We start from the raw sequence: 26451 nt of genomic DNA, 5'->3' as shown, positions 1-26451 counted from the left end.
AAAACGGATACATTCCAGCTATTTTTCAAGCAGGGAGTCATAACGGCTCCCTGCACGGACAAGTTATTATCGCAATTCCGGCCAGTATTCTTTATTGGCTTCGATTAAGGCATCCAATACCTCTCTTGCTTTTGCTGCAGATACCACTGTACGATTTAAAGTTAAAGCTTGCAGCGCTTTGGCGTATGAGCCTTCCATATATGCTTCCACAGTAAGTTTTTCATACGCATATTGCCCTTCAATCAATCCTTTATAGAATGTTGGAATTTCTCCAACTGCGTATGGTCTAGGCCCGTTTGAGGTTATACTTGCAGCCACTTCAACCATCGCATCATCCGGCAAATTGCTGATGATTCCATCATTTTTCAAAATGACAATAAAATTGTCGCCTTTGTTGTATGCAATGGATTCTGCAACAATTAAGATAAACTCGCCATGTGCATCATTTGCTACTACGTTGGAATCTTTTGCAGTTCCTGTTTCAGCAACGCGCACACAATCTTCAAATACGCGTTTCTCTCTTCCGGCTTGTACTTCATTTGCACGCGTAAAATCCGGATTCAATTTTTTCAGCACTTTATCTGGATATAAATAATACTGTAAATACGTATTCGGCAAATAGTCCGGAAAATCTCGCACCATTTGCTGCACCATGGCATACGTTTCGAGCCATGATTTATCCCTTTGCTCGTAGTCAGCCGGACGGAAGCCGTTTTTCAAAATCATTTCCCTTAACTCAGGCAATTTGTCATTGCCTTGCGGATCATATAAATGAGTAAACCAGCCAAAGTGATTTAATCCGAAGTATACAGGATCAAAATCACGTTCATTCATATTTAATAAACGGCCGTACGAACGAAGCAAGTTTTCAGGCTGGTCGCAAATATTGAGGATTCTTTTATCATCAGGAAACATTTGCTGTAACGCAATCGCAACGATAGCAGCAGGATTTGTGTAGTTTAAAATCCATGCGTCTTTCGTTTTGCTTCTGACATCCTTGACCAATTGAATCATATCGCGGATCGATCTCATACCGTAAGCAAAACCGCCCGGCCCGCATGTTTCCTGACCGATAACCCCTAGTTTCAACGGGATCTTTTCGTCTTTTTCACGCATTTCATAGCCGCCAGTACGCATTTGCACAAAAACAAAATCGATATCTTCCGTGAATGCTTCCTCTTTATCTGTTGTATAGCTAAAATGAATGTCAGGGTACTCTTCTTTAAAGAGCACTTTCGCAAATTCGCCAATTATTTTTTGGCGTTCGTAATTGATATCATACATGACCAATCGGTTGATCGGGAAAGTATCTTGACGCGAGCAAATTGCTTTTAAAAGCCCTGGCGTCCAAGTACTCCCCCCGCCAACAATAAGTACATTGAATTTTTTCATTGTGTTTCAGCTCCTGGTAGTAATTTTTCATGTAACTGCTTCTACCGATATCTTAACGAACGAAAAAACAAAGACAGGAAAAATTTCATTTTATGAAACTTTTTTCATGGTCATTTATAATAGAGCGTACAATAAATATGAAATCCGGAGTGATTCGATGTACAACTTTATGGCTAAATTATTAAACTTCATTGAATCTTCAACAGACCAAACAAAATCAGAAATCATTATTGCCGAATATATTTTGAGGAATGTGGAAAAAATCCCGAAAATGTCCATTTATGAATTAGCTGAAGCGTGCCATACATCACCTGCAACGATCACTCGATTTTGCCAGCGCTTTGAAAATATTACGTTTAAAGAGCTTAAAGAATATGCCAGATCATTTATTGAATTTAATGATACCGAAGTAGACTATCAAAACCTTAAAACGAAATTTAATCTAAAACAAATAAACGAATATTATGACGAATTACATGCTTCTCTGAAGCAAACAGAGCAATTTCTCCGCTCAAAGGAAATCATTCAAGTTGTTCACGAAATTCATCACTCAAAAAAAGTTGCTTTTTTTGGGGTAACATTTTCGCATCTCATTGCAAGAAATGCACAATTCAAATTTATTCGTCTGGGCAAATATGCTACTGCGTACAGCAACCATGAAAATCAAATTTCCGAAGCAGAATCACTTACGCCCAGAGATTTAGCCGTTGTCATTTCTTTTTCCGGAGAAACAAGATTTATCGTTCAGCTAGTAAAGGTATTAAAGAAGAGAGGTATTCCTATCGTTGCGATTACAGGCAATGAAAAAGGCTATTTAGCACAGCATGCGAAACAAATCATCAAAGTGAGCAGCTGCAAACTAGAATCCTTTAAATCACCTATTTTGGAAGAAATCAATATGCTGAGTGTAATTAATTCCATTTATCTCGTTTACTCTATCGTTTTTAAAAATTCGGAAGGATATCAGACAAACAAAGGAGGCAGCTAAAATGAATATTGTCGTAGCACCTGATTCTTTTAAAGGGAGTCTGACCTCTTCTCAAGCAGCAAATATTATGAAACAAGCAATACTTGACCTTCATTATGGTGATACAGTAAGAACAAAACCAATGGCTGACGGCGGAGAAGGAACAGTCGATGCATTGTTAGCCTCTTCAGCCGGGGATCGCATTGAGGTAACCTGTACAGGCCCCTTGGGCAAAAAAATAAAAACATATTATGCCATCCTCGAAAACAATACAGCTGCTATTGAAGTTGCCAATATCGCTGGGCTTGTCCAAGTGCCTCCTTCACAACGAAACCCGGATGTGACCACTACTTTCGGACTTGGCGAAGTGATGAAAGATGCATTGGATAAAGGCTGTAAATCGTTTATTATCGGGCTTGGCGGCAGTGCTACAAATGATGGGGGCCTTGGCTTTTTACAGGCGCTTGGCATGAAAGCTTGGGATAAAGAAGGAAAAGAAGCGGGGATTTTCGGAAAAGATTTATTGGAGGTCAATCAAGTAAGTTTCGACCGTTTGGATCCGAGATTGGAACATATTACAATAAAGGTTGCTTGTGATGTGGACAATCCGCTATGTGGTGAAAAAGGTGCCAGCGCAGTTTACGGACCGCAAAAAGGTGCCAGCAGCAAACAAATACCGATTTACGACGAAGCATTGGCCCGATTTGCTGCTCTTATTGAGAAGCAGCAAGGAAAAGTCTTCAATAACGTGAAAGGTGCAGGGGCAGCAGGAGGCTTGGGATTTGCATTCCTTGTACTAGGCGCAAAGCTTATATCCGGTGCTGAGCTTGTAGCAGAAGCTTCGAACTTGAAGGAAGCAATAGAGCAGGCGGATCTTGTCATTACAGGAGAAGGACAAAGCGATGAACAAACATTATACGGAAAAGCGCCCGGCTATATCGCTGATCTCGCTCAAATATACGGAGTTCCAACGATATTAATATCCGGCTCGCTTGCAGGCAATTTGGATGTGCTCCGCAGCAAATTTCACGGATGCTTTTCGATTATTACTAAACCATTGACGATTGAGGAATGTATGGATCAGGCAAAACAGCTATTGTACAACCAGACGAAGCAAGTGATGCATCTTATTCACTCTTTGAAGATATAATCGGATCCAGGTTTTCGCTTTTATAATCCAGATGGGGAAATTTTTTTCAGATGTTTATGTTGAATACTGCAAAAATAACTTACCCCTTATTCCATCTCAATTTTATCTAGAAGATTGACCGGCAAATCTCCAAAATTCCACATTAGAGAGGCATCTAAGATCTTGTTCAACATCTAAGATGCCTCTTTTGTAATGAAGGTAAAAGAAATAATAGATGTATTCCATTAAGCACCGACAATATCTTCACAATTTTGTGTTAAATTATCGAATACAGATCATTTTCCTCACGATCATCCATGTTGTCTTTAAACAAGTCTATAATGCTTCCTGCACTTTTAAACGGTTCTTTCAACTTTTATTCCATAACTCCGTTTTTAACCCATATACTTTTCTTCTTGGTGCTGCAAATGCTAAAGTTCTTTAATGATTTCGACTTCGATGTTAAACAACCGTTCCGTTAAACTATTTCCTTCCATTCCTTTTGGATTTTCGCAGAAAAACTCAAAATTACCAAAATTGCCAAAAAGGTGAATGCGTATTAACTTCTCCAATCCTAGTAAGTCTTTATATAAGCGTGTTCTGAACCGAATTATTTGCCAAAACTTTGATGTCGAACGTCCTTTCTTGAAAAAACACGAGATTGACGACTTCCGGAATATCGACTTCAGTATCAAGTTTATCGGGTGATACAGCAATTTGCGTCAGAAAAATGATCAATTAACATTAGATACCAGTTGACGCTGTAATCAATAACCCTTGCAAATCCGTCCTTATTCTCAGAAAACAGTTGATCAAAGCGCTCACTATCCGTTCTGTATGATGATTTTCGCAAAAACAATCGTTTTCTGCCTTCAACTCGAATTTATGTTTTATTAAATTTTTCAGTACAGTATCAATTAATAAGTCCATTCGTTTAGTGCTTTTAACGCTAAGGGGGGTGAAAACATTTGTTGTGTGATATCCACAAAATTGATTTCTAGTTGATAAATTCCTTCTTTGATCAAGCTGTGCCGATCTCTTCGCATGTCTAGAAAATGCACGAATAAATTGTCATCCGATTAAACGCTATGTGCAATCTCTTCACGCATCGTTCCGTTTTTAGTAAAATTTATATGCCATGAAAGAGCTTTTTCTAAAACATGTGGTGTATGCCCTCCTCTTGCAAGAGCTTCCTGATAATATTCACGAAGCTGGTCGCGATACATCGGATGGGCGCAGCGTTCGATAATCAGTTCCACACGCTCTCTTGGCGCCAAGCCCCGGAGATCCGCATACCCTTGCTCGGTGACGATGACATCGACGTCATGCTCCGTATGGTCAACATGGGAGACAAAAGGAACAATGCTTGATATGTTTCCGTCTTTCGCTATTGATTTTGTCACAAAAATCGCCAGTCGGGCATTTCTTGCAAAATCACCTGATCCGCCAATGCCGTTCATCATTTTCGTTCCAAGTACGTGGGTTGAATTGACATTGCCGTAGATGTCCACTTCCAATGCTGTGTTAATGGAAATCAAACCGAGCCGGCGAATAATTTCAGGATGGTTGGAAATTTCCTGCGGTCTCAGCACTAAACGGTCGCGGTATTTCTTAAAATTCGAGAAAACCTCCTTCATTTTCGGCTCTGAAAGGGTAATCGAACAACAAGAGGCAAAACGGACTTTGCCCGCATCTATCAAATCAAAGACTGCATCCTGCAATACTTCAGAATACACCTCTAAATCCTCAAATTCTGAATCCAGCAAGCCATGAAGAACTGCATTGGCGACGGAACCGATGCCTGACTGCAGCGGGGCCAAACGTTCCGTTAACCGGCCGGCTTTAATTTCTTTACGCAAAAACTCTATCAAATGCTGCGCCATAATGACTGTTTCTTCATCCGGAGGCACAATTGTCGACGGAGAATCCAGCTGATTGGTAAATACAATTCCTTTTACCTTCTCGATATCAATCGGTATTCCGATCGTACCGATTCGATCATTCGATTTTGTCAGCGGAATCGGTTTTCTTTCCCCTTGTTTCTCCGGTTCATACAAATCATGCATTCCTACTAAGTCTGCAGGCTGTGCCATATTAATCTCTATAATGATCGATTTTGCGTGCTGGGCAAATGTCAACGAGTTTCCAATGGAGGTTGTCGGAATAACCATTCCATCTCTTGTAATAGAAACCGCTTCCAAAATTGCAAAATCGATTGGATCCATAACATTTGAGCGCACTAATTCAGCAGTATGGGACAAATGCTGATCGACAAATAAAAATTCTCCCCGATTGATTCCTTTTCTCATCGTAGGATCTGCCTGAAAAGGAAGCCTCTTGCCTAAAATGCCAGCTTCAGTGAACATTTTATCGATATCAGAACCTAAAGAGGCTCCTGTATACACATTTACTTTAAACGATTCTCGCTCTGCACGTTTTACCAACGCATATGGAACCGCTTTCGCATCACCCGCGCGTGTAAATCCGCTTAACCCTAAAGTCATCCCGTCTTTGATCCATGATGCGGCTTCATCAGCTGTGACTATTCGATCGCGCAAACGCAAATCTTCAATCCTTTCCAATTTATTGTCCATTTCCCCATCATCTCCCCTTTAATGAATTTAAAATTTATTTTACCGATAAAAGTTAATGGGGCAAGGTTTTGGGGATAAGTGACCGAAAATTCAGATAAACAACTCAATTTCCATACTAAAACAGAACGATTTTTTAAAATCCAAGCAATTTTCGAAAATAACTGGAGTAAGACTGACTGACAGGAATTTTATCACCGTTATTCATCAACAGCAAAAAAGTTGAATGCGCATCAGGGTAGATTTCCTTAATATGGTTGACATTCACAATAAAAGCCCGATGACAGCGAATAAAATAGTCCTTTGGAAGCAAGTATTCAAATTCCTGGAGAGAGTATTTATGCGTTCCTGAGCATCCTTCAGTGTACACATAGGTCTTTTTATCTTTTGCTTCTAAATACGCAACTTTCGAAAAAGGAATAGGAACCCATCCGTCATCAGTTTTGACGGTCACAACAGATTTTCCATCCGTCAAAGCAGGAAAAATCGCAGTGACGCATCCCTCAAGCTTTCCTTCCCAAAAAAACGGCACAGCCATCCCGTGATAAGGAACGCCAAACACATCGCGGTTAATAAACTCAGAAACCTTTTGTTTGGTGTGCAAAGCTTTATACGCAATCGTTCCTTTTCTTACCAAGTCTCCCGGTCTGATTTTCAAATCAATCCGTTTGCTCGGCCGGTAATAGATATATTCCTTTGTATTGGAAACAGCAATCGAAACTTCATCAGAAAACAATTCACCAATAACGTCTAAAATGGAAACTACTGAAATACGTTCCATTCTTCAACACCCTTCGTGATCTATAAATCTTGCAAGATATTATTATTTTACATCTTTTTTCACCCTTTTTGGCATAGTTCTTATCGAGTGCGACTAATATCGTCACCTTTTTCAAATAGTTTACGATAAAAAATACCCGAAATTTCTGACTATTCAACTTAGTTTGCCCTTTGTTCTCACTCTAACATTAGTTTAATAGCACCATAGTCACGAAATCCCGTAAATACCTATATCTTTGACGTTTCATAGCCTCTTTACTTGCGTGTCTGTAGGCACAAAGATTCGTTGTTTATCCTTATTAATTTTGGCATTTTTTTTGACGAGACTTTCTTCAAATAATACCGTATTTATGTAGCTTTCTAAAAATCGATTTAATAGCACCGAAAAGAATATCCACGGTTACAGATGACGTATTAAATGTACCGTCTAATTTGGTCAGTAGTAAGATCTCTAAAACCGACAACATCTATAAAATTTTTTCAAGAACTTCAATAATCGGTACTCGTTCGTCCTGGATAGCTTCCGTTTTGTAAATGATCTTAGCGTATTTTAATCCTTCTGCAACCGTCATATAATCGAGATTACATCTACAATCAGATGTCTTGAAACTACCTTTCTAGCCTTTTTCGCATAATAAAAACCTCCAAAATTTTTCATTTTGGAGGCACGCGGTCTCTTTGATTCAGTGGGACGGAAACCTTGCGAAAATACGTTGTCCGTTTTTCGGTAGTTTCCGTCCGTTGAACGACTTCTAAATCGCTCAAACCCTTGTTGCTCTAGGCTTACGCGCTCGGAGGGACTCGAACCCCCGACGGACGTGGTACCGGAAACCACCGCTCTATCCAACTGAGCTACGAGCGCATTTTTCAAATGTCACGAATTATATTATAATCGAACCGAACAGTATATGCAAGAATAAATTTTGCTTAATTATCCATCGTGTCAAAATTGATTTGAAAAATTCATTTTTCATCGTTGTTTGAAAAATGAAAAATGAGGGTATGATGGTACATGTATTGATCTTATAAATAATTATATATAAAAGTTTTTTGTTTGACCTTTATTGACCTTTTATGTATGATGGAATAGAAATGACTTTAACTTTGATGTGAGGGAGGAAACATAATGAATTTAATACCGACTGTTATTGAACAGACAAACCGTGGTGAACGTGCTTACGATATTTATTCAAGATTGTTAAAAGACCGCATTATTATCCTTGGTACGCCAATTGATGATCATGTTGCAAACTCCATCGTTGCTCAGCTTCTTTTCTTGGCAGCGGAGGATCCTGAAAAAGATATTTCCCTTTACATTAACAGCCCGGGCGGATCAATTACTGCTGGCATGGCGATTTATGATACGATGCAATTTATTAAACCTGATGTATCCACGATGTGTATAGGAATGGCTGCTTCCATGGGAGCATTCTTATTGGCGGCAGGTGCAAAAGGAAAACGTTTTGCCCTTCCGAATAGTGAAGTAATGATCCATCAACCGTTAGGAGGCGCGCAAGGTCAGGCAACTGACATTGATATTGCAGCTAGACGAATTCTCTCTTTAAGAGATAAATTGAACAGAATTTTATCTGAAAACACTGGCCAGCCTCTTGAAGTAATTGAACGTGATACGGACCGCGACAATTTCATGTCAGCTGAACGTGCAAAAGAATATGGGTTGATTGACAAAGTTTTAACAAAATAAAAGCTGCCTCAAATAGGAAGACAAAAAAAATTTAAACATATCAAGCAGACAGTATAAAAATAAACCGCTGCTTCATACCTTCACACATTTGAATGAGGAGCAAATGTCAAGAATGATCTTGACAGCAGCTCCTCATTCAACTTTTTGGCCGGAATCGTCAGCTTTACGTTTTCGAAAAGCCGTTAACTGCCGATATTGCTTTAATCTAAGCCCAAAATGCGGATCGAGCCGGATGAAGGATTAAATATGCTTTCGGAGAGCCTGTGTAAACCGTATTTTGCTGAAGTTTTTTTCTGGACACCTGCTGGCAAAAACAAGTGTTATAATCGATTTTTTCATGTTATAAAAGGGCTAGAATCTCTCTTTATCCATTCAGCTGTAAGTCATTCGAACCATATCAAAGCACGTTTGTTTTTTCTTGAATGTTGATCGCAGATTTATGAAAAAATAGTATTTACACCAAATATATTGCTCGGATTCGCCCCGCTCTTTCGCAATAATTTGAAATCCAAAAGTTCCAGTTAAGAACCTTCACGAAGCTCTCTCCCAACATAAGATTTATCATAACTTTTCTATGAACGAATGGATCAGCACCCGAAGCCATTTCGTCTTCATATCAGTTTTAGCAAAAATAAAGCCCTCTTGTGGCTGACAGCGGTTGTTTCCTGCTTTCTCCCACAAGAGAGGCAATATCCATCCATTGATGAATTTTGTGGCAATTTTTTTGTGTGTTCACATTAATTTTCGTTTTGAATGTAGTTGATAAGCGCTTCTAATGCTTCTTCCTCATCGTTTCCTTCTGCGATCAATGTGATCTCAGAGCCGCTGTTAATAGCTAAGCTCATCAACCCCATGATGCTTTTGGCGTTTACTTTCTTTCCGTCTTTTTCGATAAAAATGTCAGATGAAAACCTGTTGGCTTCCTGAACAAACAATGCAGCCGGTCGTGCCTGCAAACCGGTTTTTAACCGAACTTCCACTTTTTTCTCAACCATATTAATCCCTCTCTTCTTAAAAATTTATTTAAATGAAATCGTTTTGCCAGCCCGCAATTTTTCAGCGATTTCATCGATTTTTCTTAATCGGTGGTTGATTCCCGATTTGCTGATTTTCCCGCTGGACACCATTTCACCTAGTTCCTTCAATGTCACATCTTGATACATAACCCGTAATTCTGCAATTTCCCTCAGCTTTTCAGGTAAGGCGCTTAATCCGATCTTTTCATCAATGAATTTTATATTTTCTACCTGCCGTAAAGCAGCTCCAATGGTTTTATTTAAATTTGCTGTTTCGCAATTGACAAGGCGGTTCACTGAATTTCTCATATCACGAACGATTCGGACATCTTCAAAACGCAGTAGAGCTTGATGGGCACCGATCAATGTCAAAAATTCCCCAATTTTTTCAGCTTCCTTTAAGTATGTAATATATCCTTTTTTCCGTTCCAGTGTTTTTGCATTTAAATAAAACGTATTCATCAAACTGCATAGCGAATCGTTATGTTCCTTATATAACGACGAGATTTCCAAATGGTATGAAGAAGTTTCCGGGTTGTTGACAGATCCGCCCGCTAAAAACGCACCACGCATATACGACCGCTTGCAGCACTTTTTTTTCACAAGGTCTAAAGAGATTTGATGGTTATACATAAAATCCTTGCCTAAAATTCGCAAATCCTCCAAAATCTCTTTTACTTGTTCATTCATTCTAACAATATAGACGTTATTCTTTTTTAATCGCATCTTTTTTCGTACAAGCAGCTTGATCGGAACGTCATATTTTTTTTTGATCAGCATGTAAATGCGTCTTGCAATCGCTGCGTTTTCCGTCTGCACATCCAAAAGCAATTCCCGGTTGGAAAATGACACAGTTCCGTTCATTCGGATGAGCGCGGACAACTCTGCTTTTAAACAACATTGTTTTACTTCCAGTGTTGTCAATTCTTTTTTCGTCTCTGAAGCAAACGACATGTTTCCATTACCGCCCTTTCCGATTACGTTTCTTCCAGAAGCAAATTTTTTAAGATGTTTGCCACTTTATTCGTATCATGTCGAATAACATGTTGATCGAAGGAGACCATGTTGTCCTGCACTACTCGAAGTCCCATATCTTTTAGCGCCTCTGCATCGACTTGGACAGGAAAAGCTGATTCTTTCGCGTAGCGTTTTTGTATGTATTCGGGAATAGATCCGTTGTTCACGAGGATCACATCAATAAACGGACAGTTTAAATGATCGTAAAGAGCCTTCACATGATCGCTCGCTGTATAGTTTAGCGTCTCCCCTGGCTGAGTCATGACATTGCATATATATATTTTTTTGGCCGAGGACTTGCAAACCTCCTCGCCAATTTTCGGAACGAGCAAATTCGGTAAAATGCTTGTATAAAGACTTCCAGGCCCTAAAATAATCATATGTGCCTGTCTGATGACATCGATCGTTTCTTGAAGAGGTTTTACATTTTTCGGGGTTAAAAACACCTTTTTAATTTTTTTTCCTGAAAAAGGGATTTTCGATTCCCCTTTCACAACAGATCCATCTTCCATCTCCGCATTTAATACAACGCTCTGGTTCGCTGCAGGCAAAACAGTACCGCGAACATTTAATACTTTACTCATTTCCCGAATGGCGTGCATAAAGTCGCCGGTGATATTGGTCATCGCTGCAAGTATTAAATTGCCGAGAGAATGGCCAGTCAAATCGTTCCCTTTTTTAAAACGATGCTGGAAAAGTTCCTCGATTAGCGGTTCCACATCGGAAAGAGCAGCTAACACGTTGCGAATGTCGCCCGGCGGGGGAATGTTCAGTTCATCACGAAGTCTACCGGAGCTGCCGCCATCATCTGCAACTGTTACAATGGCCGTGATATCAAAAGGGAGCAGCTTTAAGCCTCGAAGCAGAACAGATAATCCGGTTCCTCCTCCAATAATGACGATTTTCTTTTTATCCATAGTTATCGATAGTTTCTCCTTTCAATATCACGATGGGATACATGCACTTTGTAGTTTTTGCGGAAAAAATCCCCTAAATATTCAGCCAGAGTCACCGAGCGATGCTGTCCGCCAGTGCAACCGATTGCAATGACCACTTGACTTTTTCCTTCTCTTTGAAAATGAGGGATCATAAATGAGAGTAAATCTGTCAGCTTCTCTAAAAATTTAGATGTCTCTGTCCATTTTAAAACATATGATGAAACTTCTTCGTCAAGCCCCGTCTTAGGGCGCATATGATCAATATAATACGGGTTGGGCAAAAATCTCACGTCAAACACTAAGTCCGCGTCGATCGGCAAACCATATTTAAATCCAAATGATAAAACGTTCAACGTAAAGGTTTGATCGCCATTTTCTGCGAACTGTTTTAAAATTTTTTCTCTTAATTCTCTTGGCTTTAAGTTGGATGTATCATATACAATTTGCGCACGTCCCTTTAATTCCTCCAGCATTTCCCGTTCAAGGCGGATCCCCTCAAGCGGAAGACCTTTTGGAGCTAATGGATGGGTTCTTCTCGTCTCTTTATACCGGTTAACTAATACTTGATCATGTGCATCAAGAAACAAAATTTGCGGTGCGATCCACGGGATATCATTGATTTCTTCAATTGCCTGATGGAAAGATTCAAAAAATTCCCTTCCCCTCAAATCCATAACTACAGCTACTTTGTTCATTTTCGTTCTCGATTCTTTCATAAGCTCTAGAAACTTGGACAAAAGAGTAGGTGGAAGATTATCGACGCAAAAATATCCAAGATCTTCAAAGCTTTGAATCGCAACCGTCTTACCTGCCCCGGACATCCCCGTAATAATAACCATCTTAATATTTGAAGTTTCACTCATCATTCAAAGCCCCCCGTTTTTTCAAAAGAAAAATATTCAGTAACAGATGTTGAATAGGAAATATCGGGATTTATTTTTTTAATCTGATAGCTTTTTGATCAAGGATGAGAAGAGTCAAATCATAAATTTATTTAGCGGAAATTTTGAAACTGGCATGTATATCCTCTTCTCTGAACCTTGGCTTCGATTTTCTTGCAGCTGAAGTTTTCTTTATTGTGGATCGAGCCGATAAGACAAAAGCTCATAATCAGGTGTATAGATGAATGTTCCATACATGATTCCTGACCCTTTAATCATATATTCAATAATGTGGTAGTCGCCCGCAGCCATCGGCAACTGTTTAATTTCATCAATCGAGTGCCATTTCAGCTTTCCTTCCTCAGTTTCCAAAACATTTTCCCCGTTAAATTGTGTTGCGAAAAATGTAAACATCATCCATTCTTGAACAACCTTATCTCCATCTTTGACAATGATCGTGAAAATCCCTTTAATTTTTGGATTTATTAAATAAATTCCAGTTTCTTCTCTAAATTCTCTTACAACAGATTCTTTTATCGATTCCCCTTGCTCCATTTTCCCTCCAGGGGCTACCCACCAATTCCGGCGCGGTTTTTGAAGCAAGAGCAGCTGACCTTCATGAACAAGAACACAATTTGTAACCCTTTGCAAAGCAAGTTCACCCCTAGGTTGCGGTACATAAAAAATATTTATTCCTTTTATTATACAATTAAATGCTATAGTGTCTCAATGCGCATGCTTTCCTACTTTATCATACGTTTTTTCTCTTTTAAAGGTTTCAAAAGAAAAGGTGCAACAAAAAAAGGAGCATGGGAAGGGTTGCCCATGCTCAAAAGTATATATTATAAAAGGGGGTCAATTACTACTTTTATAGTAACTGAATTTTATTTCATTGATGTTACAGCACAATTAAATCATAGTTACGATTTTGTTAACAATTTTAGGCATTTTTTAATTTCTCTTTTAATTCTTCAATATAATGTTGAGCACTTTGGGCAGCAATGCTTCCGTCGCCAGTTGCAGTTACAATTTGCCGCAAAGATTTTTCCCGAATATCTCCTGCCGCAAAGATGCCGGGAATTTTCGTTTCCATGTTTTCATTTGTTTCAATATATCCTGCTTCATTTGTAATTCCGAGATTTTCAAAAGGTTTGGACAGCGGCACCATGCCAATGTATACAAATACACCGTCTATCTCTTTTTCTGTTTCTTCATTTGTTATCGTATTTACGAGCGTGACTTTGCCAACCTTCCCGTCGACTTCATGAATTTCTTTTACTGTATGATTCCAAATAAAATCAATCTTTTCATTATCAAAGGCGCGCTGCTGCAATATTTTTTGGGCGCGCAATTGGTCGCGGCGATGAACGATTGTCACACTGTTCGCAAAGCGGGTTAAATAAACTCCTTCCTCGACAGCAGAGTCTCCGCCGCCGACAACAATCAAATCTTTTCCTTTAAAGAATGCTCCGTCGCATACAGCACAATAAGAGACGCCTCGTCCGCCCAGTTCTTTCTCTCCAGGCACGCCGAGCTTTTTATATTCGGCCCCTGTAGCGATAATCACTGCTCTTGCTTTATATTCTTTGTTGCCTGTTTTGACGATTTTATATTCGCCTTCATCGACAATTTCCTTCACATCTCCATATTCGTATTCAGCACCAAATTTTTTAGCATGTTCAAACATTTTATTTGATAGCTCTGGACCTAAAATATGATCAAATCCAGGATAGTTTTCAACATCTTCCGTATTGGCCATTTGCCCTCCAGGCACGCCTCTTTCTATCATTAAAGTAGAAAGGTTGGCGCGGGATGTGTAAACAGCAGCTGTCAATCCTGCAGGTCCTGCTCCGGCAATGATACAATCATAAATTTTTTCTTCAGACACGAGACTCACTCCTCATCATATGATCCAATAAATAATACAAAATTATTATTCCCTACAACATATCCTATATAAAATAAATGTCTCGTGCTATTTATTTGCTCACATTTTCAATTTTTTTGCGACGCGCACGTATTTAGACAGCGTAGCTTTGCTGATGTTAAAGTGATTGGCCGCACCATCTTGTGTGATGTTTTTTCCTATCTGTTTCATCCATAAATAATAGACAGCTGCTGACCATGCGTTGACATTGCGAAATTTTATGTCGAACTTAAAGGCATTTTTGAAAAGCCGAAACCAAAATAAAACCAATTCTTTTCCTTCTAACGTTTTGTCCATTAAACTATCGGCCACATGGAAAGCGAAATGAACAGCATGAAAACCTGTCGGCCTTTTGCCATTTAAAACGCTTAAAGCATATTGAACAGCTTCTCTTTCAAGACGAGTTTCAAACTCCTGTTCATTTACTAAATATGCTCGTTCATCCATTTTCATTGCGAAATAGATAGAGAGCAGCCGCTCCGGGACTTGATTTTCCATTTCGTTTAGCCCTTTCATATTCCACGGTTCAGAGCCTTCCTTCCGCGGATTTAAATACAGAACCTTCTTCCATATTTTTTTAGCAAAGTCATAGTGTCCTATAAAATAAGAAGAGTATGCGAGCCAATAATAAAACGTGTCATCCCCCTCAAATCCCTTTCGATACAAGGCATGGAGCCTCTTGAATGCATGAGGATAAAAGCCGATGAGTGCAAACGTCGCCCCCAGTTTATATTGGTGCTCCGAAACAAGCGGATAAACCCTTTTTAGTTTTTCAACTAGCATGCTTATGCTCGCTTCATCACCTTCATAATAAAAAAATACAAGCAAATTGCATAAAGCATGCAAATTCCCTGGATTTTTCCGGAGCACGAGGGAAATCATGTCCTTCGCTTTTTCCACTTCCCCAAGGTAAAAATAGGCAAGCGCCAAATTATTATAAGCGGACCAAAACTCTGGGTAATCAGTTATAATCTCTTTTAAAATGGAAATAGATTCTTGAAACTGTCCATTTTCAAGCAAAGAGCGCGCTTTTTCTTGCTTCACGATTAGATCATCCGAATGCTCAGCCTCTTCTTCCATTTCGATCATTTCAAGAAGATCGCTGTTTTCTACGGAAAATATGCCTTGCGGCGCCTTTTCCTTATATATCATTGCATGTTTATAAGCTTCGTGAAACAAGCCGAGATGAGCATAATTATTTGCAAGAAAATAATAGCATTCTACCGAATGAGGGTGAATATGTTCAATAATATATGTTAATAGTTCGTTTGATTTTTGAAACTTTCCTAATTCGGTATAAATGCTGGCCAGCCTGCAAATCATTTCTTCGTTATACGGATCCAGATCTACTGCCCGCTTGACGAATTTTGAAGCCGACTGCAAATCGCCTTTTTGATAAGCCTTTAATCCCCAGCGATAAAACGTTGCACTGTCTTGGAAAAACGAAACAATTTTTGAATCTTCGTCTTTTTTTACTTTACGGTTTCCCACTCAAACCCTCCATTTCACTTTACTTGCCGAGGGATAGTATACCATATCTTATAAATAGGAAAAACCTATTTTTACTCGCGATTATGTTTCATGTCTTTCTTTTAAAACTTTCAATACTTCATCGAGCGGAAGCTTTTGCTCGCGCAGCAGAACAAGCAAATGAAATAATAAATCCGCGGCTTCCCATTTCAGCTCATCATGGCTGCGGTTTTTTGCTGCAATAATGACCTCTGAAGCTTCTTCTCCAACCTTTTTTAAAATTTTGTCCAAGCCTTTTTCAAACAAATAGGTAGTATAAGAGCCTTCCGGACGCTCAGCTTCACGCTCAGCAATGACGGCCTCCAGCTTGTTAATAATATCAAAACGGCTACCGTTCACCTGGCCGCCATTTTCTTTTGAAAAACAGCTGTATTGTCCTGTATGGCAGGCCGGACCATTCGGGATTACCAGCACGACAAGCGCGTCCTTGTCACAGTCATAGCGTATCTCTTGAACAGTTTGTGTATTGCCGGACGTTTCTCCTTTATGCCAAAGTTTTTGGCGCGAACGGCTGTAAAACCATGTTTCCTTCGTTTCCAGAGTTTTTTTTAGCGACTCTTCGTTCATATAAGCTACTGTTAACACTTCTTTGCTAACAGCATCTTGAACAACCGCAGGAATAAGTCCATTTTCATCGAATTTGAGTTCTGCTATGTTCACCGTATATTCACCCCTTCTTTTTGCAAAAATCTTTTTACTTCTTTGACTGATGTTTCTTTGTAATGGAAAATGGAAGCTGCCAGCGCTGCATCCGCTCGGGCATCGCGAAAAACTTCAAGAAAATGCTCAGCATTACCGGCGCCGCCGGATGCAATGACTGGGACGGGAACTGCCTCGCTTACTTTTTTGGTTAAGTCAATGTCAAAGCCGGATTTTTCTCCGTCCTGATCCATGCTAGTCAGCAAAATCTCGCCAGCACCTCTTTTTACAGCTTCCTTTGCCCATGCCACGACTTCCCATTCGGTCGCTTTTCGTCCCCCGTGCGTATAGACGCGGTGGCTTCCGAGCTGCGGATCGTATTTTGCGTCAATCGCTACCACAATGCACTGGCTGCCAAAGTAATCAGCTCCCTCCATAATCAGCGAAGGGTTTAATACAGCAGAAGTGTTAATGGAAACTTTATCCGCACCAGCACGCAAAATTTTTTTCATATCTTCCAAAGAGTTGATTCCGCCTCCGACCGTAAAGGGAATGGCTAATGTTGCTGCTACTCGTTCGACAACATCAATCATCGTTTTTCTGCCTTCATGAGATGCGGAAATATCTAAGAAGACAAGCTCATCTGCTCCTTCTTCATCATAAAATTTCGCTAGCTCCACTGGATCGCCCGCATCTTTCAACTGGACAAATTGCACGCCTTTGACGACACGTCCGTCCTTAACATCTAGACAAGGAATGATGCGTTTCGTAATCATAGCCCATTCACCTCATGGATAGCATCGCGGAGGCTGAACTTTTTCGTATAAAGCGCTTTTCCGACAATAGCGCCTTTCACTCCATCCTGTTCATATTGCTTTAACTTTTTCAAATCATCAATGGAGCTTACCCCTCCGGAAGCGATGACTGATTTTCCAGTTGCTTTTGCCATTTCCACAATCGCCTTGACATTTGGTCCCGAGAGCATTCCATCTGTTGCAATATCAGTAAAAATAAATGTTTCTGCACCGCTTTTCGCCAGTTCTTTTCCAAGATCAACCGCTTTAACTTCGGACGTATTCAGCCAGCCTTCTGTTGATACATAGCCATTTTTCGCATCGATACCGATTGCGATTCGGCCGCCGTATTCAGCCAGCATTTTTTCAACAAATGACCTGTTTGAAACGGCAGAACTGCCTAAAATAACCCTGGAAATGCCGTTTTCCAAATATTCGTATACATCTTTTTCTGTGCGAATGCCGCCGCCAACTTGTACCTTTACTTTTAGCTCTTTTGCCACTTTCAAAACATGTTGATGGTTCACGCGGACTCCTTCTTTTGCCCCATCCAAATCTACCATATGAATCCAGTCAGCACCTTCCTTTACAAACGACTCGGCGACAGCAAACGGTGAATCTCCGTAAACCGTTTCTTTATTGTAATCGCCTTGAAGCAGCCGGACGCATTTCCCTCCGCGCAAATCAATGGCGGGAAAAATAGTAAAACTCATCATTAGCTCACATCCTTGATACAAAAGTTAAATAGTTTTTCAAGATGGCTAGTCCCAGCTTGCCGCTTTTTTCCGGATGAAACTGGCAGCCGAATACATTTCCACTTCCTACAATAGCCGGAACCGTCACACCGTATGAAGCGCTGGCGACCACAACGTCCGGATCGTTTACGACCGCATAATAAGAATGGACAAAGTATACGTAATCTTCTTGAAGACCAGTTATAAGAGGATGATCTCGTTGAAAAGCCAGCTTATTCCATCCCATATGCGGGACTTTTACATTTTCTCCTGGAATTCTTTTTACTTGGCCGTTTAAAAAGCCGAGTCCTTCAGTCCAGCCGTGTTCTTCGCTTTCGTTGAACAAAAGCTGCATGCCAAGACAAATACCTAATAAAGCCTTTCCCTTTTGCACTTCGTCCTTCAAAAATTTATCTGTTTTTGTTTCCGTTAAAATAGCCATCGCGTCTTTGAATGCGCCTACTCCTGGCAATATATAAGCTGTTGCCTTTTCAAGCTCGTTTAAATCACTTGATACAAAATATTCCGCATTCATGCGTTCCAAGGCTTTCGAGACGCTGTATAAATTCCCCATGCCATAGTCGATCACGCCAATCATTTTTACAACATCCCCTTCGTTGATGGGACCCCTTTGACTCTGGGGTCGATCATAGTCGCTTCATCAAGAGCTCTCCCCAACGCTTTAAATACAGCTTCAATCATATGATGGGTATTCATTCCATAGTGAATGATTACATGCAGGTTCATCCGTGCTTCAAGCGCCAGCTTCCATAAAAATTCATGAACAAGCTCCGTATCAAATGTTCCTACTTTCCCCTTCGGCAATTCTCCACGCATTTCAAAATGCGGTCGGTTGCTTAAATCAATAACAACCTGCGCTAAAGAGTCATCCATTGGGACAAAGGCATGACCGTACCGTTTAATTCCTTTTTTATCGCCTAGTGCTTGTTGAATCGCCTGTCCCAAACAAATGCCAATATCCTCTGTCGTATGGTGATCATCAATGTCAATGTCGCCTTCTGCCTCAATCTTTAAATCAAAATGGCCATGCCTTGTGAACAGATCAAGCATATGAGTTAAAAAAGGAACTCCAGTTTTTAGATCTGCACGGCCTTCACCATCTATTGAAAATGACAGCTGAATATTCGTTTCGTTCGTTTTTCGAGATATTGTGGCGGTTCTATTCATTTCGATCACTTCCTCTTTTTTCTAGTCGAGCTTCAATTGCTCTTGCATGCGCCTCTAATCCTTCATATCTTGCAAACTTTGCAATTTTTGAAGCATGTGCACGGAATGCTTCTTCACTGTATGAAATGATGCTTGACTTTTTCATAAAGTCATCCACGTTAAGCGGGCTGGAAAAACGCGCTGTTCCGTTTGTCGGCAAAACGTGATTGGGACCTGCGAAATAATCGCCTACAGGTTCACTGCTATATCTCCCTAAAAAGATGGCTCCTGCATGTTTAATTTTTGGCAGAACACCCGTCGGGTTTTCCGTTAATACCTCCAAATGCTCAGGTGCCAGTTGGTTGACTATCCCAACCGCTTCCTCGATTGAATCCGTTATATAAATAGCACCGAACTGTTCGATCGAAGCAGCGGCGATATCTTTTCGCGGCAATTCGGCCAATTGTGCCGCAACTTCCTTTTGAACTTCCTTTGCTAATTTTATAGAAGGCGTAACAAGGATGCTGGTTGCCAGCCTGTCATGCTCTGCTTGCGATAATAAATCGGCCGCAACTTCATGCGGAACAGCCGTTTCATCAGCTAAGACGACAATTTCACTTGGCCCGGCGATCATATCGATATCAACTGTTCCAAATACCTCCCGCTTTGCAAGAGCGACGAATATATTGCCAGGACCGACAATTTTGTCGACCGGTTCGATTGTTTCTGTACCGTAAGCTAGAGCGGCAATTGCTTGGGCACCGCCAGCTTTATATATTTCCGATACGCCAGCTTCATTGGCTGCCACCAGCACTTCCGCCGGCAGGCTCCCATTTTGATCTGGAGGAGAAACGAGCACGATTCTGCCTACACCAGCCACTTTAGCCGGCATGATATTCATTAAAACAGAAGAAGGATAGGCAGCTGTGCCCCCGGGAACATAAACGCCGACAGCATCTAGCGGCGTTAATTTCTGACCGAGCATTGTTCCTTTTTCATCGAAATAAAACCATGATTCTTTCTTTTGTTTTTCATGAAAATGAAAGATATTTTCTGCTGCTTCTTGAACAATGTCAATGAATTCTTTATCTACCGCTTCGTACGCTCGACTAATTTCTTCTTTTGATACGCGCAAAGATTGAAGATCTGCCCCATCAAAACGTTTCGTATATTCGTATAGCGCCTGATCGCCTTCCTTTTTGACTCGTTCAATAATTTCCTTCACAATTTTGCGCTGCTCCTCTGTTCCAGCGTCAATCGATCTTTTCAAGGAAAGCTTTTGATCCTTAGTGATGTGAATAATTTTCAATCCGAATCCTCCTTTCCTTCTTCCACTGTTTTGGCAAGCCGCTCCACAAGCATGTCGATCGGCTTGTCCTTCATCCGATAGCTGACGGGATTGACAATGAGTCTTGAAGTGATATCAGCAATATGTTCAAATTCTACTAATCCGTTTTCTTTTAACGTTCTTCCCGTCGAAACAATATCGACAATTCTGTCAGCCAGTCCAATCAATGGCGCCAGCTCGATCGATCCATTCAAATGAATGATTTCGACCTGCTCCCCTTGCTCTCGAAAATATTTAGAAGCCACATTTGGATATTTTGTCGCCACCTTTGGAGCGATGTCATTCATTTTCGTATCAGGCAGTCCGGCTACAGCCAGATGACATTTGCTAATTTTCAAATCAAGCACTTCAAAAACATCCCGCTCTTCTTCCATCATGACATCCTTTCCGGCGATCCCAACATCTGCAACACCATGCTCTACATATGTTCCGACATCCATCGGCTTCGCTAAAATAAAGCGAATATTTTCTTCCGGCACGGTCAAAATTAGTTTTCTTGATTCATCAAATTCGTCTGGCAGCTTGTAGCCTGATTTTCTTAATAGTTCGACAGCTTCTGAAAAAATTCGCCCTTTCGGCATCGCAATCGTTAACATGCTCATCACTCTCTCACCTTTCCTGGTTTTCCGAGGAAATAATAAATATCTGTAAATTGACCTGTAAACCTGTCGATTTGATCGATACCGGAAATATCTTGCATGACAACCTGTTTTCCTTCTTTTCGCAGCTTATTGGCATACCGAAAAGCTTCTTGTCGATTCTCTCTGCTGAATATGATGCAATAGCGATCTTTATTCAAATTTAAATCCCCCAGAGCTTCCAGCAAATTATCTAACCGTATGCCAAAGCCTGTCGCCGGGGCAGGACGTTCAAATTTTTCTAAAAGATGGTCATAGCGCCCGCCGTTTCCGATCGGAAGTCCAACACCGTTCGCATATAATTCAAAAATCACGCTTGTGTAATAACTCATGTGGCTGACGATATTCAGTTCCAATTTGATATATTGATCCACTTCATAAGCTCTTAATTGGATAAGGAGCTGTTTTAAATCTTCCAGCGCTTTCTTCCCGCTGTCACAAGCAACAAGGCTTGAAGCTTCATCTGCCTTCTCAATTCCTCCTTTTAAATCAATGACTCTTAAAAGGCGTTCTTTGTCAATGGTAGAGAGAGATAATCTTCTCACATGCTCGCGGTATCCGACAAAGTTCTTTTCATATAAATAGCGGCGCAGCTTCTCCGCCCGTTCTTCCTTCCCTAAAATTTCTCCGAACAAAGCATTGATAAATCCGATATGCCCAATGGAAATTTTAAAATCTTTAAGGCCAGTATTTTTTAAGGCATATATCATTAGAGCGATCGCTTCCGCATCAGCGCTAATCGTTCCATCGCCAATCAGCTCAATGCCAATTTGTTCAAATTCTGCCGGTCTGCCGCCTTCATGCTGCTGTGCACGAAACACATTTGCAGAATAAGCGAGCCTTAACGGCAAGCTTTCTTTCATCAGCTTGGAAGCCGCAATTCGTGCAATGGGAGCTGTCATATCTGGTCTTAAAACGAGCGTATGCCCCTGCCTGTCAAGAAGTTTAAATAATTGCTGCTCTTGTATCGCCGACTGAACTCCTACCGTTTCATAAAATTCCAACGTTGGAGTCTCCAAAAATTGATAACCCCAGCTTTCAATCACATTCATCATTTTTTTACGAACGCTTTCTTTTATGACATATAAGCCCGGCAATGTATCCCGCATTCCTAAGGGCTTTTCAAACATAAACACTCACTGACACCTCCATGGCGCATTCACTTTAATCCGCTAATATGTTACCATACTACCAAAATAAAGATTTATAATCAATAAGTTTTTGATGTAAACTTCTTTCACAAAGCGCCTTTATTTCACTTTCGCTCAATCCTGCTTAATCAAAAAGCGGTAAGCGAAAAAATTGATGACGCTTACCGCTTTCTTTTTTCCATTTCTTCTTTTGTGTAGATGATTTGCATTGGATTTCCTCCTGCAAAAGAGCCTTCCGGAACATCTTTATGAACTACAGTGCCGGCAGAAACGATAGCTCGATTTCCAATTTTCACACCAGGCAAAATAGTCGTGTTTGCTCCGATCATGACTTCATCTCCAATTTCCACTTCGCCGATGCGATATTCATCGATTAAATATTCATGTGCTAAAATCGTCGTGTTGTATCCGATAATAGAATTGCGCCCAACTTTAATTTTTTCCGGGAACAAAATATCTACCATAACCATAAATGCAAACGATGTTTGCTGTCCGATTTTCATGCCAAGAAATGTGCGGTAAAGCCAGTTTTTGATAGACATAAATGGAGTGTAGCGCGCGATAAGAATCACGATGACATTTTTGACAACTTTCCAAAAAGAAACCGTCTTGTACACCTGCCAAAGGGAGTTTGCGCCTTCAACAGGAAATTTATCCGTTCTTCTCACAATCTTCACTCCATCACAATGTTCAATAAATCACTCATTTTGTCCAGCACAAAATCTGGCTTTAACGATTCTATATACTCTCTCCCTTTTATGCTCCAAGCAACTCCTGCCGTTAATGTTCCTGCATTTTTTCCCGCCTCTATATCATGAAGGTTATCTCCCACCATTAATGCATTAGACGGATCGGAACCGAGCAATTTAAGAGCGGACAAGACAGGCTCAGGATGAGGCTTCGCATGCTGTACATCATCCAGTGTGATAATTGCGTCAAAAAATGAATCCATTTCCGTTAATTTCAGCCCCATCATAACAGTGTCGCGAATTTTCGTTGTCACAATGCCCAGTTTCAATCCCTTTTCTTTTAAAGCTCGAACCGTTTCGTGCACATGATCATATTCCTTCACAAGCAGATCATGCTGGGCATGATTAAACTCCCGATATCTTCGGACCATTTCCTCCGCTTTTTCAGGGTTAATACGTTGAAATGTGTCAATAAGCGGAGGCCCGATGAAAGGAAGTATATCTTCCCGTTGATATTTGCCCGGATAATAATAGTTCAGCGTATGTAAAAACGATTCAATAATTAATTCATTTGTGTTTATTAACGTGCCGTCCAAGTCAAACAATACGGTGTCAATGTTCATAAACCGTTCCCCTTTTCCCGATATGTGCTTGTTTTTTCCAGACAAAACCGATAATCATCGTTAAAAGAATGGCTGCGAACAGCCGGATGAGTAAAAGCGGCCAAACTGAACCGACGATCGGAACAAAAATCAATGTGTCTTCTATCACAGCATGGCAGGCAACGAGGAATATAAACGCCAGCGTTAAATCGCGATGCTCCACTCCATCTTCTTTTACTGCTTGCAGCATCACGCCAGCCCCGTAGGCAAGCCCGAAAATTAATCCTGCCGCAAGCGTTGTCGAAGTGTTCTTCTTCATTCCCAGCATTTCGGTTACCGGCTCCATCTTTTTTGAGAAAGCGTCGACCCAGCCTAAATCTTTCATAAATTGAATAGCAATCATTAGCGGGATGACGATGGCCGCAAGCTGAATGACTCCCATTGCCGCTTTTTCAAGCCCTTCAAGTAAAATCATTCCCCAGTCTGAAGGCACGGCATCTTGTTGAGATATAAATCCGTATTGAGCTTTTTCTCCACCGCCGTCCCAAAAAAGATTGATGATAAAAGCCGAAAAAAATGCCAGTCCGAGCCGGACGGACAAGATGATCCACAGTTTCACACCGACTTTGCTTGCTACAGTCGTTTCGATTAATAAGTTGTGGGAAAATGACAGCATGACTGCCAAAATAAAAACTTCTTTTACCGTAAAATCAATGGACAAAATGGCTCCAATCGCCGCATACAAGTTAAGAAAATTCCCAATCACAAGGGGGATAGCAGCATCTCCATTTAACCCGATCACCTTCATGACCGGCGTTATAAAATGAACCATCCAATCAATCAAAGGAGTATGTTGTAAAAATGAAACAATCAACGTTACAGGGAAAATGACTTTACCGAGAGTCCACGTTGTTTCCAATCCTGTTTGTAATCCTTTTTTCAATGTTTGTTTCAAACTTTCACCTTCATTCCAGCAATTTATCAATATTCATCTAAATATCTTTCTACTTTTTTTAGTCTCCGGTAAATTATAAGAGCAATTGCACTAAGAATAAGTAAAATCGAAATGACCCGTGCCATTTTTACCGTTTCCGTAAGCATCAAACTATCAGTTCTCATGACTTCGATAAAAAATCGCCCGATCGAATACCAAATAACATATGATAAAAACAGCTCTCCACGCCGCAAATTAAACCTTCTTAGCAAAATTAAAATGATGAACCCAGCGAGATTCCAAATGGATTCATATAAAAAAGTCGGGTGATAATATTGTCCATTTATATACATTTGATTAATGATAAATTCAGGCAAGTGGAGATTTTCCAAAAATTCTCTTGAAACAGGTCCTCCATGAGCTTCCTGGTTAATAAAATTCCCCCATCTGCCGATCGCCTGCCCTAAAATAATACTCGGTGCAGCTATATCAGCCAGTTGCCAGAAAGATAGTTTTTTTACTTTTGCATACACAATCCCGGTTGCCACAGCACCGATTAACCCGCCGTGAATGGCAAGGCCACCATGCCAAATTTTAGGGATTTCCGAAAGATTTTCAGAATAATATTCCCATTGAAAAATGACATAATAAGTTCTGGCACATATAATCGCAATAGGAATAGCAAATAATGCAAGATCGACAAATATATCTTTATGAAGACCTCTTCTCTCCCCTTCACGCATCGCCAAATATAGGCCGAGCAATGCGCCGATTCCTATAATGATCCCGTACCAATGAACTTGTAATGGCCCTAGCTGAAATGCGATTGGATCAATGGGCTGAATTGCCTCTTTCATTCTCTCATCTCTCCTATTTCATCAATTAAAAATCATCGTGATCTCCATCTTCGATAACATCCGCCAATTTATTTGTAAATTGTTCCGCCGCATTGAATCCCATTCTTTTTAACCGGAAATTCATTGCCGCAACTTCAATAATAACAGCCAAGTTTCTTCCAGGACGGACAGGAATTGTTAATTTTGTCAGTTCCGCATCCAAAATTTTCATTTTCTCTTCATCGAGTCCTAAACGGTCGTATTGTTTGTTCGGATCCCATAATTCCAAATCGATAACAAGAGAAATTCGCTTATGACTGCGGACGGCTCCTGCACCAAACAATGTCATCACATCAATGATTCCAAGACCGCGGATCTCTAAAAGATGGCGGATCAATTCCGGCGCACTGCCGACTAATGTATCCCGATCCTCCTGACGAATTTCAACACAGTCATCTGCAATCAAGCGATGTCCTCTTTTCACCAGTTCAAGAGCAGTTTCACTTTTGCCGACCCCGCTTTTTCCTGTAATTAAAACACCCACCCCGTAAATATCAACAAGCACTCCATGTACAGCTGTCGTTGGAGCAAGCTTGCTTTCCAAAAAATTGGTTAAGCGGCTTGACAAGCGGGTCGTTTTTAATGGTGAGCGCAGCACTGGAACATTTGATTTTTCAGATGCCTCAATTAATTCCGGCGGAGCCTCCATCTCTCTTGACACAATGATTGCCGGTGTTACATCCGTACATAGCTGTTCCATCCGACTTTTCTTTTCTTCAGGCGTCAATTTTGCAAAAAACGTAAGCTCCGTTCTTCCCAGCAGCTGTATACGCTCTTTCGGATAATATGTAAAATAACCAGCCATTTCAAGACCAGGTCTGGAAAGATCACTTGTAATAATGGGCCGGCTGATTCCCTCTTCTCCGCTGATCAATTCAAGTTGGAATTTTTCGATAATATCTTTTGTACGTACTTTCGACACGAAGTCTTTCCTCCTTAGACTTAAAAAACTTTTTTCATCTTTTTATTGTAGCACTTTTCTTTTT

26 protein-coding genes and 1 tRNA gene are annotated in these 26451 nt (G+C 40.5%); 3 read left to right on the top strand and 24 right to left on the bottom strand.

Annotated features, from left to right (window positions below; all coding sequences use genetic code 11):
* Positions 1 to 66: 66 nt before the first annotated feature.
* A complete protein-coding gene (locus NSQ41_RS03875; protein WP_063388732.1) occupies positions 67 to 1392 on the bottom strand; it encodes a 6-phospho-alpha-glucosidase in 1326 nt (441 codons plus the stop codon).
* 157 nt (positions 1393 to 1549) lie between these two features.
* Here NSQ41_RS03875 and NSQ41_RS03870 point away from each other — a divergent pair, with 157 nt between their 5' ends.
* Both NSQ41_RS03870 and NSQ41_RS03865 read left to right on the top strand, forming a co-directional pair.
* Positions 1550 to 2380, top strand: a complete 831-nt coding sequence (locus NSQ41_RS03870; protein WP_339211035.1) for a MurR/RpiR family transcriptional regulator — start codon at positions 1550 to 1552, stop codon at positions 2378 to 2380.
* Between the two features lies 1 nt (position 2381).
* Positions 2382 to 3509, top strand: a complete 1128-nt coding sequence (locus tag NSQ41_RS03865) for a glycerate kinase (RefSeq protein WP_094245217.1) — start codon at positions 2382 to 2384, stop codon at positions 3507 to 3509.
* Positions 3510 to 4567: 1058 nt separating this feature from the next.
* Here the strand turns inward: NSQ41_RS03865 and NSQ41_RS03860 are convergent.
* From NSQ41_RS03860 to NSQ41_RS03850, 3 genes are all read right to left on the bottom strand, one after another.
* On the bottom strand, positions 4568 to 6082 hold the full coding sequence (locus NSQ41_RS03860) for an acetyl-CoA hydrolase/transferase family protein (protein ID WP_339211034.1): 1515 nt from the start codon (positions 6080 to 6082) through the stop codon (positions 4568 to 4570).
* Positions 6083 to 6215: 133 nt separating this feature from the next.
* On the bottom strand, positions 6216 to 6860 hold the full coding sequence (locus NSQ41_RS03855) for a LytTR family DNA-binding domain-containing protein (protein ID WP_066249117.1): 645 nt from the start codon (positions 6858 to 6860) through the stop codon (positions 6216 to 6218).
* Positions 6861 to 7645: 785 nt separating this feature from the next.
* Positions 7646 to 7721 (bottom strand) — tRNA-Arg (locus NSQ41_RS03850).
* A gap of 264 nt (positions 7722 to 7985) precedes the next feature.
* On the opposite strand from NSQ41_RS03850, the gene clpP reads away from it, so the two are divergent.
* Complete coding sequence (gene clpP, locus NSQ41_RS03845; protein WP_063389160.1) at positions 7986 to 8564, top strand: ATP-dependent Clp endopeptidase proteolytic subunit ClpP; 579 nt, start codon at positions 7986 to 7988, stop codon at positions 8562 to 8564.
* Between the two features lie 737 nt (positions 8565 to 9301).
* On the opposite strand, the gene NSQ41_RS03840 is transcribed toward clpP, so the two are convergent.
* From NSQ41_RS03840 to hprK, 20 genes are all read right to left on the bottom strand, one after another.
* Positions 9302 to 9559 (bottom strand): HPr family phosphocarrier protein, encoded by a 258-nt coding sequence (locus NSQ41_RS03840; protein WP_063389161.1) that lies wholly within the window; start codon positions 9557 to 9559, stop codon positions 9302 to 9304.
* Positions 9560 to 9583: 24 nt separating this feature from the next.
* The gene (whiA, locus tag NSQ41_RS03835) at positions 9584 to 10534 is read right to left on the bottom strand and encodes a DNA-binding protein WhiA (RefSeq protein ID WP_063389162.1); all 951 of its coding nucleotides are present in this window, start codon (positions 10532 to 10534) and stop codon (positions 9584 to 9586) included.
* 23 nt (positions 10535 to 10557) lie between these two features.
* A complete protein-coding gene (locus tag NSQ41_RS03830; protein ID WP_063389163.1) occupies positions 10558 to 11514 on the bottom strand; it encodes a YvcK family protein in 957 nt (318 codons plus the stop codon).
* Positions 11515 to 11516: 2 nt separating this feature from the next.
* Entirely contained in the window at positions 11517 to 12401 is an 885-nt protein-coding gene (gene rapZ, locus NSQ41_RS03825) for an RNase adapter RapZ (protein WP_186439301.1), read from the bottom strand.
* A gap of 207 nt (positions 12402 to 12608) precedes the next feature.
* On the bottom strand, positions 12609 to 13067 hold the full coding sequence (locus tag NSQ41_RS03820; RefSeq protein ID WP_063389164.1) for an 8-oxo-dGTP diphosphatase: 459 nt from the start codon (positions 13065 to 13067) through the stop codon (positions 12609 to 12611).
* Between the two features lie 289 nt (positions 13068 to 13356).
* On the bottom strand, positions 13357 to 14304 hold the full coding sequence (gene trxB / locus NSQ41_RS03815) for a thioredoxin-disulfide reductase (protein WP_063389165.1): 948 nt from the start codon (positions 14302 to 14304) through the stop codon (positions 13357 to 13359).
* Between the two features lie 99 nt (positions 14305 to 14403).
* The gene (locus tag NSQ41_RS03810; RefSeq protein ID WP_327847915.1) at positions 14404 to 15834 is read right to left on the bottom strand and encodes a tetratricopeptide repeat protein; all 1431 of its coding nucleotides are present in this window, start codon (positions 15832 to 15834) and stop codon (positions 14404 to 14406) included.
* An 81-nt stretch (positions 15835 to 15915) separates the two neighbouring features.
* The gene (hisIE, locus tag NSQ41_RS03805) at positions 15916 to 16533 is read right to left on the bottom strand and encodes a bifunctional phosphoribosyl-AMP cyclohydrolase/phosphoribosyl-ATP diphosphatase HisIE (protein WP_339211033.1); all 618 of its coding nucleotides are present in this window, start codon (positions 16531 to 16533) and stop codon (positions 15916 to 15918) included.
* Entirely contained in the window at positions 16530 to 17288 is a 759-nt protein-coding gene (gene hisF, locus NSQ41_RS03800) for an imidazole glycerol phosphate synthase subunit HisF (RefSeq protein ID WP_063389168.1), read from the bottom strand. The genes hisIE and hisF overlap by 4 nt, the downstream gene beginning before the upstream one ends.
* Positions 17285 to 18022, bottom strand: a complete 738-nt coding sequence (gene hisA, locus NSQ41_RS03795) for a 1-(5-phosphoribosyl)-5-[(5-phosphoribosylamino)methylideneamino]imidazole-4-carboxamide isomerase (RefSeq protein ID WP_339211032.1) — start codon at positions 18020 to 18022, stop codon at positions 17285 to 17287. Before hisA ends, hisF begins: the two co-directional genes overlap by 4 nt.
* 4 nt (positions 18023 to 18026) lie before the next feature.
* Positions 18027 to 18638, bottom strand: coding sequence for an imidazole glycerol phosphate synthase subunit HisH (hisH, locus tag NSQ41_RS03790; protein WP_063389170.1), 612 nt, complete (start codon positions 18636 to 18638; stop codon positions 18027 to 18029).
* A 2-nt stretch (positions 18639 to 18640) separates the two neighbouring features.
* Entirely contained in the window at positions 18641 to 19228 is a 588-nt protein-coding gene (gene hisB / locus NSQ41_RS03785) for an imidazoleglycerol-phosphate dehydratase HisB (RefSeq protein ID WP_063389171.1), read from the bottom strand.
* Complete coding sequence (hisD, locus tag NSQ41_RS03780) at positions 19221 to 20516, bottom strand: histidinol dehydrogenase (protein ID WP_339198893.1); 1296 nt, start codon at positions 20514 to 20516, stop codon at positions 19221 to 19223. The genes hisB and hisD overlap by 8 nt, the downstream gene beginning before the upstream one ends.
* Entirely contained in the window at positions 20513 to 21160 is a 648-nt protein-coding gene (hisG, locus tag NSQ41_RS03775; RefSeq protein WP_186439300.1) for an ATP phosphoribosyltransferase, read from the bottom strand. The genes hisD and hisG overlap by 4 nt, the downstream gene beginning before the upstream one ends.
* The gene (locus tag NSQ41_RS03770) at positions 21157 to 22329 is read right to left on the bottom strand and encodes an ATP phosphoribosyltransferase regulatory subunit (RefSeq protein WP_339211031.1); all 1173 of its coding nucleotides are present in this window, start codon (positions 22327 to 22329) and stop codon (positions 21157 to 21159) included. Before NSQ41_RS03770 ends, hisG begins: the two co-directional genes overlap by 4 nt.
* Positions 22330 to 22505: 176 nt before the next feature.
* Positions 22506 to 23012 carry an acyltransferase gene (locus NSQ41_RS03765; RefSeq protein ID WP_066249061.1) on the bottom strand — a complete coding sequence of 169 codons (507 nt, stop codon included), beginning with the start codon at positions 23010 to 23012 and terminating at the stop codon, positions 22506 to 22508.
* Positions 23013 to 23017: 5 nt separating this feature from the next.
* Complete coding sequence (gene ppaX / locus NSQ41_RS03760; protein ID WP_339194361.1) at positions 23018 to 23656, bottom strand: pyrophosphatase PpaX; 639 nt, start codon at positions 23654 to 23656, stop codon at positions 23018 to 23020.
* Entirely contained in the window at positions 23646 to 24590 is a 945-nt protein-coding gene (locus NSQ41_RS03755; RefSeq protein ID WP_066249277.1) for a nucleoside recognition domain-containing protein, read from the bottom strand. The genes ppaX and NSQ41_RS03755 overlap by 11 nt, the downstream gene beginning before the upstream one ends.
* Positions 24591 to 24616: 26 nt before the next feature.
* Positions 24617 to 25426 carry a prolipoprotein diacylglyceryl transferase gene (gene lgt / locus NSQ41_RS03750; RefSeq protein WP_339194359.1) on the bottom strand — a complete coding sequence of 270 codons (810 nt, stop codon included), beginning with the start codon at positions 25424 to 25426 and terminating at the stop codon, positions 24617 to 24619.
* 25 nt (positions 25427 to 25451) lie between these two features.
* A complete protein-coding gene (gene hprK, locus NSQ41_RS03745; RefSeq protein WP_066249051.1) occupies positions 25452 to 26387 on the bottom strand; it encodes an HPr(Ser) kinase/phosphatase in 936 nt (311 codons plus the stop codon).
* Positions 26388 to 26451: the final 64 nt, after the last annotated feature.

The sequence above is a fragment of the Aeribacillus sp. FSL K6-8210 genome, assembly GCF_037963925.1.
Taxonomy (GTDB): Bacteria; Bacillota; Bacilli; order Bacillales; family Aeribacillaceae; genus Aeribacillus; species Aeribacillus composti.
This window is presented reverse-complemented; position numbering and strand designations above follow the sequence as displayed.

Coding starts and splice junctions, on each gene's coding strand:
- hisA (WP_339211032.1), bottom strand. CDS start 18,022: ATGATGAGTTTTACTATTTTTCCCGCCATTGATTTGCGCGGAGGGAAA.
- clpP (WP_063389160.1), top strand. CDS start 7,986: ATGAATTTAATACCGACTGTTATTGAACAGACAAACCGTGGTGAACGT.
- NSQ41_RS03830 (WP_063389163.1), bottom strand. CDS start 11,514: ATGGATAAAAAGAAAATCGTCATTATTGGAGGAGGAACCGGATTATCT.
- NSQ41_RS03870 (WP_339211035.1), top strand. CDS start 1,550: ATGTACAACTTTATGGCTAAATTATTAAACTTCATTGAATCTTCAACA.
- hisF (WP_063389168.1), bottom strand. CDS start 17,288: ATGATTACGAAACGCATCATTCCTTGTCTAGATGTTAAGGACGGACGT.
- NSQ41_RS03855 (WP_066249117.1), bottom strand. CDS start 6,860: ATGGAACGTATTTCAGTAGTTTCCATTTTAGACGTTATTGGTGAATTG.
- whiA (WP_063389162.1), bottom strand. CDS start 10,534: ATGTCGTTTGCTTCAGAGACGAAAAAAGAATTGACAACACTGGAAGTA.
- NSQ41_RS03875 (WP_063388732.1), bottom strand. CDS start 1,392: ATGAAAAAATTCAATGTACTTATTGTTGGCGGGGGGAGTACTTGGACG.
- hisH (WP_063389170.1), bottom strand. CDS start 18,638: ATGATTGGCGTGATCGACTATGGCATGGGGAATTTATACAGCGTCTCG.
- NSQ41_RS03860 (WP_339211034.1), bottom strand. CDS start 6,082: ATGGACAATAAATTGGAAAGGATTGAAGATTTGCGTTTGCGCGATCGA.
- rapZ (WP_186439301.1), bottom strand. CDS start 12,401: ATGATGAGTGAAACTTCAAATATTAAGATGGTTATTATTACGGGGATG.
- lgt (WP_339194359.1), bottom strand. CDS start 25,426: ATGAAAGAGGCAATTCAGCCCATTGATCCAATCGCATTTCAGCTAGGG.
- hisB (WP_063389171.1), bottom strand. CDS start 19,228: ATGAATAGAACCGCCACAATATCTCGAAAAACGAACGAAACGAATATT.
- NSQ41_RS03865 (WP_094245217.1), top strand. CDS start 2,382: ATGAATATTGTCGTAGCACCTGATTCTTTTAAAGGGAGTCTGACCTCT.
- NSQ41_RS03840 (WP_063389161.1), bottom strand. CDS start 9,559: ATGGTTGAGAAAAAAGTGGAAGTTCGGTTAAAAACCGGTTTGCAGGCA.
- ppaX (WP_339194361.1), bottom strand. CDS start 23,656: ATGAACATTGACACCGTATTGTTTGACTTGGACGGCACGTTAATAAAC.